Consider the following 10,806-nt stretch of genomic DNA (forward strand, 5'->3'; position numbering starts at 1 on the left):
AGTTATTGTATGTTCCTGCAACTATTGTTTGTCCTCCCATAAAACGGTCGTAGTTTATTGTGCCTCCCCACGTTTTGCCTGCGGGTATTGGTGTTGCATCATTATACACACTCGTTGTAATTGTTCCGCTGTTATTTATTGTTGTTAATGTGCCTTGTAATTTATAACTGCTCATGCTTAATGTTCCACCTGAGGGAATTGTTAAAGTTCCATTTACTGTTAAAATACCGCCTGCGGTATTAGTTCCGCTTGTATTATCAAGTTGTAAATTATTGTATGTTCCTGCAACTATTGTTTGAGAGCCGGAAGCAGCAGCATATTCTACTGTTCCGCTCCATGTTTTTCCTGATGGTATTGGGGAGTAGTATCCTGTTGTGTATGATGTTTTTATTGTTCCGTCATTTGTTATTGTTGATAATGTACCAAACAAAACATAACTTGAAGTCAAATTCAATGTGCTGCCAGATGAAACTGACAGAGTACCATTTACTGTTAAGTTTCCTGCTGCTGAAATACTGCCTGTTCCTGATATTGTAAGATTATTAAATGTATAACTGGCAATGGTTTGTGTGCCGGAGCTGTTGAAATTTACTGTTCCAGTTGATGCTGTGAGTGTTGCACCGGAACCAAGGTTTCCTCCGATGTTTAATGTTCCTGCTCCTGTAAATGTTAAATTCACTCCCGACGGACCTCCTGTGAATGAAATATCACCTGAACAATTAATAGAACCCGTAGAAACTGTCAGTGAACTTGTGGCAAGAGAACCGCCATGTATTGTAATGCTTCCTGCATTAAGTGTCCCTGCATTTACAGCGATTAGTGATGTTTTAAATGACGATGGGGCAGTCATGCTGACAGCACCGGTAACTGTTAGTGTATAAGAGTCGCTGATTGTAATTCCATTTGCTGAACCTGCACTATTCGCATTTATTGTTATGGTATTACATTCAGCATTTGCATCAACTGTAACGGTAATTCCGCTATTAACAACAACATCATCGGAAGATGTTGGAACTGATGAGCCGCCCCATGTAGTTGTCGAACTCCAGTTGCCTGTTACTGATGCTGTTCTTGTTGCTGCTAATGCTGTTGAGAAAACATTAAATAAGAACAGCGTAAAAACGATTACGGCTGTAATGGTATGTTTTAATGTGTTTGCAGGTGTTTTCATTTGTTTAAATTTTAGCGTTTAATTTCTTCTTATTTATAATTTTTGGTATAATAACCCATAGTTTAAACTTTGTGTAAACCTTAGTGTCCTTTGTGGTTAAAAAAATATAACCACAAAGAGCACGAAGTAAATTTCACGAAGGACACAAAGAACTATATTTGATTACAACATAATATTTTTTAATGACTAATCTAATTGTTAATATTTCCAACAATTGTCAGCACTACCGGCGAATTCAAAGCATTTGAAAAAACATCAAGCTGCTTGTTAATAATACCGGGCAATGTAGTGTTGTAATTAACAGTTATTGTTCCTGTGCCATTAGGCAAAACAGGAGTATTTGACCATGTTACTGTAACATAGTCGGGGCTTGTTTTTACTGAATCAATAATTAATGCTTTTGTGCCAGTGTTTGTGAAAGTAAAAGTATAATCGCCGGCAGGAACGTTATTGGATTCGGTTTTTGTAACTTGAGCATAATCATGGATTGTGGTCTGAAAAGTTAATTGAGCATAAGTAGAATCGCTTTGCGGATTTGGTTCATTTTCTGCTGCTTTTATTGTGAACACTGCAAGTAAAAGCAGATAAATTGTTAAAGTAAATTTTTTCATATACATTAAATTTTTAGTTCGACTTTTTTCAATACTGCAATAATAAAAATATTTTTCCCATTTTAAAAAATAAAATAAGGTTTTTTCGATATAAAGTGCTTTTTACTAATATTTTATAGCACAAATTACTAGTAAAAATAATAAAATCTCATATGTAAATTTATTCCCCAATTTAGTTATAAACCTGTCAAGTTATTTCAGGAAGGTACAATGGGTTGCAACTCATTATTTGATTGGCATAAGAATGTTGTTTTTTAATTTTTAAATAAACCAGTTTAGATTATAATTTTGTCTTTAAATTTATTTTGTATAGGTTTGTCTGACAATATTTCAAAATATTTTTCTTGAAAAACACAGAAAATAAATTACTGAAAGAAGGAAAATTGCTGCTATTGGTTGAAGAATTTTATTCCATTCAGGGAGAGGGCTTCAATAGCGGAAAGGCGGCTTATTTCATACGGCTTGGCGGTTGTGACATAAATTGCAAGTGGTGTGATTCAAAAAACTCCTGGGATAAAAAAAATCATCATTTAATAAAAACCGATGATATCATTAAAAATGCAGTTAAATATCCTGCTAAAGCAGTTGTGGTAACAGGTGGAGAACCGCTTAAACACAATCTCAATTATTTGTGCGGCAAATTAAAAAATGCAGGTATTAAAACATATCTGGAAACCTGCGGCATTAATAAAATAAGCGGAAAATGGGACTGGCTCTGCCTTTCACCAAAGAAAAAAGTTTGCCCTTTACCCGAAATATTTGGTATGATAAATGAATTAAAAATTATAATCTGCGATAAATCCGATTTTAAATGGGCTGAAGAAAATGCAAAACGTGTTGATAAAAATTGCAAATTATATTTACAGCCCGAATGGGAAAATAAAAAGAAAACTTTACCTTTAATTATTGATTACATACTTAAAAATCCGAAGTGGGAAATATCGCTGCAAATTCACAAATACATGAATATTCCTTAAACAAGTACTTAAAGTGCCTAAAATACTTCGAGTACTTAAAGTTTTAAAAATGAAAATAAAAAATAGTTGTTGGTTTTCAGTTGCTGGTTGTCAGAAAAGAAAATTTTCAGATGTTTTTGCCTGCTCCGGTAGCTATCGGGATTATAAGGGTAAAATATCTGAAAATTCGCCTTCCTTTAGGGTTTGGGGTAAAGCGAAATTTCAGATATTAGAAATATTCATAATTATATTTTTAATAATCGCTGCAAATATTTGTTTTGCTCAGAATGATAAGTTATCCACTAAATCAAAGAAAGCAAAAGAATATTTCATAAAAGCCGAAATAAATTTCAATCGGAATAATTTTGAACAAGCAATAATTGATGCTGAAAATGCAGTAAGAACAGACACTAATTTTTTTGAGGCATATATAATGCTCGGGCATTTGCATACAAATCTGAAAAATTATAAACTTGCTGCAGCATCATTTAAAAAAGCAATAAAAATAAACTTCACTGATGTTGTTTCAAATTATTTCAGTTTAGGAGAAGCACAGATTTTTATAAATCAATACGAAGAAGCAAAACAAAATTTTTCAAAATTCATAGAGTTGGAAAAAAATGATTTGTATCTTATAGAAAAAGCAAAAAAAAGAATAAAAGATTGCGAATTCTCAATAAATGCAATTAAAAATCCTGTTCCTTTTAATCCGGTAAATCTTGGCGACAGCATAAATTCACCATTCGATGATTATTTTCCTACAATAAGTGCCGATGGTTCGCAATTGATTTTTAACAGAATTAATATGAACACAAATCCTTCACGAATGCAGGATAATATTTTTAACGACGATTTTTATATCAGTTACAGAATAAATGGGAAATGGTCGAAAGCGAGAAACATGGGACCGCCTGTAAACACTCTTTTAAATGAAGGAGCGCAGAGTATTTCTCCTGATGGACATCTTCTCATTTTCACCGCTTGCAGCAGAAAAGATGGTTTTGGCGATTGTGACCTTTATTTCTCAAGAAAAATATGCAACAAATGGTCGAAACCCGGAAATATGGGAAACCTTATAAATAGCAAATACAAAGAAACACAACCATCAATTGCAGCAGACGGAAAAACAATATATTTTGTAAGCAACAGGCCGGGAGGATTTGGAAATGAAGATATCTGGAAAATTAAATTAATAAATGATTCCACGTGGACATCACCCGAAAATCTCGGCTCAACAATAAATACGCCCGAACGTGATGTTACTCCTTTTATACATTTTGATAATAAAACTTTATATTTCAGCTCCGAAGGACATATAGGAATGGGAAAGTTGGATGTTTATTATTCAAAAAAAGATAGTTCGGGAAAGTGGGGAACTCCGGTAAATCTTGGCTATCCGATTAACACAGCAAATGATGAAAGCTGCTTCATTTTAAATGCAGCCGGCGACACTGCTTATTACGCAAGCAACAGACCTAATGGGAAAGGGCGACTTGATATATACAGCTTCGATTTGTATAAAGAGGCAAGACCTGAAATGACAACATACCTGAAAGGAAGAATTTTTAATCAACAAAAGAAACTTATTTTCGATGCAAGAATTGAATTGATTGACCTTGAAACAAAACAAACAACTGCTCTTACGTACTCAAATGAATGTGACGGCGAATTTCTTTTATGTATTCCAACAAATAAAAATTATGCTTTAAATGTTTCTAAAACCGGTTATTTGTTTTATTCCGAAAATTTTTCACTCAAAGGAATACATGATGTTGCAAATCCTTTTTTGACAGACATTGTGCTTGAACCTATTGAAGAAGGACAAATTACAATTCTTAAAAATGTATTTTTCGATTTTGATAAATTTGATTTGAAACCGGAGTCAATTGTTGAACTTGATAAACTTAAAGATTTTCTTATTAAAAATAAAACCATCAAAATTGAAATCGGCGGACATACTGACAATGTTGGCGACGATAAGCATAATCAGATTCTTTCGGAAAACAGGGCAAAAGCAGTTTATGATTATCTTATAAAAAATAATATTGCAAAAGAAAGGTTATCGTATAAAGGATACGGAGAAACCAAACCGATAGATACAAATAATACCGAAAAAGGCAGGGCTAACAACAGAAGAACTGAGTTTAAAATTTTAGGGAAATAAAATGAGTATCTCTCTCGCCATATCACCTTGCCCTAACGACACTTTTGCTTTCGATGCAATGCTGAACGGAAAAATTGATACCGAAGGTTTGGAATTTAATTATATTTTAACCGATATCGAAAACCTTAACAATAAAGCATTAAACAACGAAACAGATATTATTAAATTAAGTTTTCCGACATTTTTCGGCTTAACTGATAAATATGTTTTACTTCATAGCGGTTCTGCTTTGGGCTTTGGCTGCGGTCCTTTGTTGATTTCAAAAAAAGAAACTGATTTAAGAGTATGTCTTAAAACCAAATTTTCAGATGTTTTTACCCCAGCCCTAAAGGGTGAAACATCTGAAAATTTGCCTTCTTCCAGACGACGGATTAGTGATAAAGCGAATCTTCAGTTCTTTGATGAGTCCATAAAAGAAATTGAAAAACTAAAAATTGCAATTCCCGGAAAAAATACAACGGCAAATTTTTTATTAAATTTTGCCTTTCCGAATGCGATAAATAAAACCGAAATAATTTTTTCTGAAATTGAAAATGCAATATTAAATAATAAGGTTGATGCAGGCGTTATAATTCATGAAAGCAGATTTACTTATCAGAAAAACGGGTTGAAGAAAATTATTGATTTGGGCGAATATTGGAAAAGTAAAACAGGAAGCCCAATTCCGCTTGGAGGAATTGCAGTTAAAAGAAATTTGCCCGATGAAATAAAACAAAAAATAAATCGCATTTTGAAAAAAAGTATTGAATTTGCTTTTGCAAATCCGCAAGCAAGTTATAATTTTGTAAAAGAAAATGCTCAGCAAACAGATGATGAAGTGATTAAAAAACATATTGATTTATATGTAAACAAATTTACAATTGATTTGGGGAATGAGGGCAGACAAGCAATTGAAGTTTTTTATGAAAAGATGGTAGAATTAGAATTTATTGATAATAATAATTTTGAACTCTTTATTTAAAGGAATAAACCTGACAGAGTCGTCAGACCTGTCAGAGTTTAAAGAGTTACGAATTCATATTTCAATTTTTCTAAACTTTAAATTTTAAACTAACTTATGATAATAATAACAGGAGCAGCAGGATTTATTGGCAGTTGCCTCGTTGGCAAACTTAACACCGAAGGAATAAAAGATATTGTTGTAGTTGACGATTTTTCTGACGATTCTAAAGAAAATAATTTAACTGATAAATTTTTTGCCGGATGTGTTGACAGAAAAATATTTTTTGAATGGGCTGTAGATAAAATAAATGAAATTGATTTTATTTTTCATATCGGCGCAAGAACCGACACTACTGAATTTAATAAAGCTCTTTTTAATGAACTTAACTTAAATTACAGCAAAAAAATCTGGACTTTATGTGCTGAAAATAATATTCCTCTGATTTATGCTTCATCAGCGGCAACTTATGGTTCGGGCAATTTAGGATACGATGATGAGCACGAAATAATTGATAAACTGAAACCACTTAATCCTTACGGTGAATCGAAAAATGAATTTGACAAATGGGTTTTAAAGCAAAATAAAAAACCTGATTTCTGGCTCGGTTTAAAATTTTTTAATGTTTACGGACCAAACGAATACCACAAAGGAAGAATGGCTTCTGTGATTTTTCATTCATTTAAGCAGATAAAAGAAACTGGAAAAGTAAAACTTTTCAAATCACACAATCCCGATTTTGAGGATGGCAGGCAATTGCGCGATTTTATTTATGTTAAAGATGTTCTGGATGTTTGTTATTTTCTTATGCAGCAAAAAAAACATTCCGGAATTTATAACCTTGGAACAGGAAAAGCAAGAACATTTCTTGATTTGGCAAACGCTGTTTTTAAAGCAATGAATAAAAAACCCGAAATTATTTTCATTGATACGCCCGAAGATATCCGCGAAAAATATCAATATTTACAGAGGCAAAAATGAATAAACTTTTTTCCGCAGGATATAAAAAACTTTTCACAACTCTCGAAGATGGAATTACTGATTATGTAAAAAAATATTTATCCGGTGGGAAATACTATTAATAATTTAGTTTCTTTTTACTTAATAGTTTTCAAAACCTAAAGAAAGTGAAATAAATTGCTTATTATGGAAATTATCAGTGCCCAGCAGATTACCGAAAAGGATAAATATATAAGAATATTTCTTTTATGTGCGTAATACTTTGTAGTAAGAAAAGTTCCTATCGGTATTGAAAATAAAACAGGAGTAAGAATCACCAAACTGTGGTAACTGTATTTCTGGAATATCTTTACAAACTTTCTGTTCCTCGAATTAAATATTTTTCTTTTGGTTTCTGTTTTCTTTAATTTTATTTTTTCTTTAGAAGAAAAAATATTTCTAAAAAATAATTTTATTTTTGGCCATAAGATTGCCCACTGTTTAATAAACCATTCACTTAAAATAAAAAAGAATAACACTCCTGCTATACCGCCAAGTGCAGTAGTTATAAATGTTTGTATAAAAGAAAATCCCATTTCAGAAGCTAAAGGAGCAGCAAATATAAATTTAATCGCACTTGTTAAAAGTACTTTAAACAATTTAAAAAAAGTTGCGAATTTTAAAAGTGGTTCGAGCATGAATATAAAAAATTGCTGAATGCAAATATAGTAAAGGAAAAGCCCAAATCAAAATATTTTTGTTTAATCTGATTTACAAAGTATTAAATTAAAGATAAATCCAGTTAGGGCTTACATCAAGGCAATCCAAACAGTTCCTTTTATTAAATTGCTGAATGATAAGTATATTGTGAAGATAAACATTATATAACACCTCTCCATTATTTCTTTAACCATTTTATAAACCACGGCAGATTATTTCTTCTTATTTGCAAATAGAAACATTCTTTTGAACCGAAACCTTTATAAAACCTCGCAAGATTCGAATTATTAGAACCTGCAAAATCAAGTATGAGATTTCTTTGTGCATTTTTTTCAATAAATTTATCAATGATAAACGACATTGCTCCTGTTTTTCGTGCCAATTGTCCTGAACCCGAAAAAAGAAAAATAACCTTATTATTACTTTCAATAAAAAATATTCCTGCACAAAGTTGATTTCCCTTGTATGCCGCCCAAACCTGACCTTTTCCTTTTTTCTGGATTAAGTGGATAAGCAATTTTAGATTTTCGTAATCATTATTTTTCAGATTCTTTATTTGTTTACCCCTGTTTTTTCTAAAAAGATTTATTATTTCTTCGGGACTTGCAGTGCTGTTTATTTCAAGGTTATTTTTCTCGGCATTTTTTATGTTGCGTAAATTATTTTCGGCGTAATTTTTTTTAAGCTGTTCATAAGAGCTTATCAAATCAAGCTCAAGGGTTGTGTTGGTTTTATACTTAAAATCTTTTCTCGAAATTTTATTATACTTATTAATATTAATTTCAATAAATTTGAATTTCTCCGGTATAGCATCAATAAAATTATTTACAATTTCGCTGGTAAGTATTTTATTTGAAAAAACACCGAGTTGCTGGTTAAAATACGGTTGATATAAATAATAAATACCATATTTTTTTCTGTAAGTCAAAGGAAATACGTACTCGTAATCGCCTATTATCAATGCATCCCAGCTTTCACACAAAACATCAAGATACCATGAATACGCATAAATAATTCCATTAAAAGCATTCGTAATGCAATTATCCCATTTGGCTTTATCAATTTCGCTATGAGTTAAATATTCGAACATGAAAATATTTTGCTTTTACTGCATTCTGTTTGGTAATATTAAGAAAAAAGCACTATTTTTAACGTGAGTTCGGAATTTAGTTTATTTTGTTTTAAACAATATTAATATAAAAGATAGCAAAGTACATAGCTTTTGTGGATTTTTTTTGGTGACAAGAAAAATATAGCCACAAAAACACAAAATTTCACCAAATAAAAAGCAATTAAATTTTTGAATTTCAATATTTATAATCCCGAACTCTCGACTTTATGGACAGACACACTAATTAATAACGCTTACTTTTCTAACCATAGTATTATTGCCGTTTGAAATTCTCACTACGTACAATCCCATAATAATTTTACCATTTATATCTGAAATATCAATGTCTAATTTATATATACCATTTTCTTGTTTTAATACTGTTCTTTTTATTTCTTTGCCAATAATATTATAGACAATTACCTCTATCGGTAAGTCAGTGTTTTTCGCTTTACACATTACGGTAAACTTTCCTGCATTTGGGTTTGGGAATAATTCTATAGTACCAAAATCATTGTTATTTTCTGTTACTCCGTTTGCAGAATTATTTGCTCTTTCATGACATGGACCAAGACAATCTCCGTGATTTCTCAAATGTGCAGGAACAGCACTAGTGCTTACACATTCGGTCTGTTCGTTTTCAGGATTACCTGGTGGTCTATGACATATATACACTTTTTTACCTTTATCATCACATCTTATATCAATTACATTCATAACTACTAAGCCGATGTCAGAATTACCATTAGATTTTACCATTGTTACTGTATAAGTGGTCTTTATTGTCGGACATACCGATATACTTGATGATGTTGCTCCTGTATTCCATAAATAATGTGCAGCAATTTCCGGAACTGTTAATGTTACACACTGATGACCATAACCTATAAAAATAGTGTTACTGTCTCCGCAATTATTTCCTTGGTCTTCAGAGCCAGGAGTTACACCTATAACTTGTATGGGATTTACAATTACAAGAACTGTGTCAGCATCAGAACAACCATTTGCATCAATAACTGTAACTATATATGCATTAGTATTTGTCGGAACAAAAGGAATTCCCTGCTGTATTCCATCACTCCAGATGTAATTTATCCCTCCACTTGCTGTGAGCGTTACACTACTGCCTGAATTAACCGTTTGGTCGTTGCCGGCGTTTGCCTGTGGCAATGGGTTAACTGTTACAGTTACGCTGTCAATTGCGAAGCAACCACTTTCACCAACCGTTACTTTATAAGTTGAAGTATTTATTGGAATAAATGAAATTCCTTGTTGTATGCCATCACTCCAAATATATTCTAACCCACCGTTTGCTATGAGTGTAATATTTTGTCCGTAGCAAACTGTTTGATTTTCGCCTGCTTCTGCCTGTGGCAAAGGATTAACTGTTACGGTTACGCTGTCAACTGCTATACAGCCATTATCTCCTGTTCCGGTAACTTTGTATGTTGCAGTATAAGTTGGAATGAAAGGTATTCCTTGTTCAACACCATTATTCCAGCTATAATTTGTGCCGCCATTTGCAGCAAGTATAGCACTATTTCCAATACAAACTGTTTGATTAGGTCCGGCTTCAATTTGTGGAGAAGGATATACGATTACTGTCTTGGGTGCAGAAACATTACTGCACCCATTAGCATCAATAATAGAAACAATATAATCAGTTGTAACTATAGGTTTAGCAATAGGATTATAAATATCAGGATTATTCAGGCCAACAGATGGCAGCCAATTTGATGAAAAGGAATTTACCCTTGCAATATAATTGATTGTGGCAGAATAGCCGGAAATCATATTGTAACCGGGTGTGTTATTAACTACAGTAAGAGTGTTTGTTCCAGTAAAATTCCAAAAATCATTTAATTGTAAACTCTTAACTGTAATAATAGATGGATTTGTTCCTGTTTTTGGAACACAATCGCATTCCCAGTTTTTAGAATATATATCATCAGTGCTGTCAATTGTTTTTCCATTCAATTTGAATGTCCAGTTACTGTAGTTGCATGACCAATGTATTTTAAAATCAACAGATATAATAGAATCTGCATCGGTTAAAGAAAAAGGTGCAGACGTCTTTGTTCCGGGTGATTGACTGTAACCATCAACGCACAAACTATTTGTGAACCCACAACTACCTCCACCTTCATCATAAATACAAACATCATAAGAGTTTAAAGATTTAACTTTAGCAATT

The 10,806-nt window shown here is 32.2% G+C and carries 9 protein-coding genes; 4 read left to right on the forward strand and 5 right to left on the reverse strand.

Annotation, left to right across the window (positions count from 1 at the left end; translation table 11 throughout):
- Together WC223_05940 and WC223_05945 are read right to left on the reverse strand one after the other, a co-directional pair.
- Window positions 1-1,171 (reverse strand): hypothetical protein (locus tag WC223_05940; protein MFA6923780.1); only part of this gene is annotated, 1,171 nt, incomplete at its 3' end.
- 191 nt (window positions 1,172-1,362) lie between these two features.
- Entirely contained in the window at window positions 1,363-1,782 is a 420-nt protein-coding gene (locus WC223_05945; GenBank protein MFA6923781.1) for a DUF1573 domain-containing protein, read from the reverse strand.
- Window positions 1,783-2,126: 344 nt separating this feature from the next.
- Between WC223_05945 and WC223_05950 the strand changes: the two genes are divergently transcribed.
- The 4 genes from WC223_05950 (at window position 2,127) to rfaD (ending at window position 6,823) form a co-directional block, all read left to right on the forward strand.
- Window positions 2,127-2,759, forward strand: coding sequence for a 7-carboxy-7-deazaguanine synthase QueE (locus WC223_05950; GenBank protein ID MFA6923782.1), 633 nt, complete (start codon window positions 2,127-2,129; stop codon window positions 2,757-2,759).
- A gap of 49 nt (window positions 2,760-2,808) precedes the next feature.
- Window positions 2,809-4,902 (forward strand): OmpA family protein, encoded by a 2,094-nt coding sequence (locus WC223_05955; GenBank protein ID MFA6923783.1) that lies wholly within the window; start codon window positions 2,809-2,811, stop codon window positions 4,900-4,902.
- 1 nt (window position 4,903) lies between these two features.
- Window positions 4,904-5,863, forward strand: a complete 960-nt coding sequence (locus tag WC223_05960) for a 1,4-dihydroxy-6-naphthoate synthase (protein MFA6923784.1) — start codon at window positions 4,904-4,906, stop codon at window positions 5,861-5,863.
- A gap of 96 nt (window positions 5,864-5,959) precedes the next feature.
- A complete protein-coding gene (rfaD, locus tag WC223_05965; protein MFA6923785.1) occupies window positions 5,960-6,823 on the forward strand; it encodes an ADP-glyceromanno-heptose 6-epimerase in 864 nt (287 codons plus the stop codon).
- A 137-nt stretch (window positions 6,824-6,960) separates the two neighbouring features.
- On the opposite strand, the gene WC223_05970 is transcribed toward rfaD, so the two are convergent.
- The 3 genes from WC223_05970 to WC223_05980 form a co-directional block, all read right to left on the reverse strand.
- The gene (locus WC223_05970) at window positions 6,961-7,440 is read right to left on the reverse strand and encodes a hypothetical protein (protein ID MFA6923786.1); all 480 of its coding nucleotides are present in this window, start codon (window positions 7,438-7,440) and stop codon (window positions 6,961-6,963) included.
- A 239-nt stretch (window positions 7,441-7,679) separates the two neighbouring features.
- Entirely contained in the window at window positions 7,680-8,591 is a 912-nt protein-coding gene (locus WC223_05975) for a hypothetical protein (protein MFA6923787.1), read from the reverse strand.
- Window positions 8,592-8,852: 261 nt separating this feature from the next.
- Window positions 8,853-10,806: T9SS type A sorting domain-containing protein (locus WC223_05980; GenBank protein ID MFA6923788.1), on the reverse strand; the 1,954-nt coding region annotated here is incomplete at its 5' end.

The organism is Bacteroidales bacterium, assembly GCA_041671145.1.
In the GTDB taxonomy this organism is placed as follows: Bacteria; Bacteroidota; Bacteroidia; order Bacteroidales; family JAHJDW01; genus JAQUPB01.

Excerpts from the sequence above, each read along its gene's own strand:
- WC223_05960 (MFA6923784.1), top strand. The coding sequence starts at position 4,904 with ATGAGTATCTCTCTCGCCATATCACCTTGCCCTAACGACACTTTTGCT.
- WC223_05945 (MFA6923781.1), bottom strand. The coding sequence starts at position 1,782 with ATGAAAAAATTTACTTTAACAATTTATCTGCTTTTACTTGCAGTGTTC.
- rfaD (MFA6923785.1), top strand. The coding sequence starts at position 5,960 with ATGATAATAATAACAGGAGCAGCAGGATTTATTGGCAGTTGCCTCGTT.
- WC223_05955 (MFA6923783.1), top strand. The coding sequence starts at position 2,809 with ATGAAAATAAAAAATAGTTGTTGGTTTTCAGTTGCTGGTTGTCAGAAA.
- WC223_05975 (MFA6923787.1), bottom strand. The coding sequence starts at position 8,591 with ATGTTCGAATATTTAACTCATAGCGAAATTGATAAAGCCAAATGGGAT.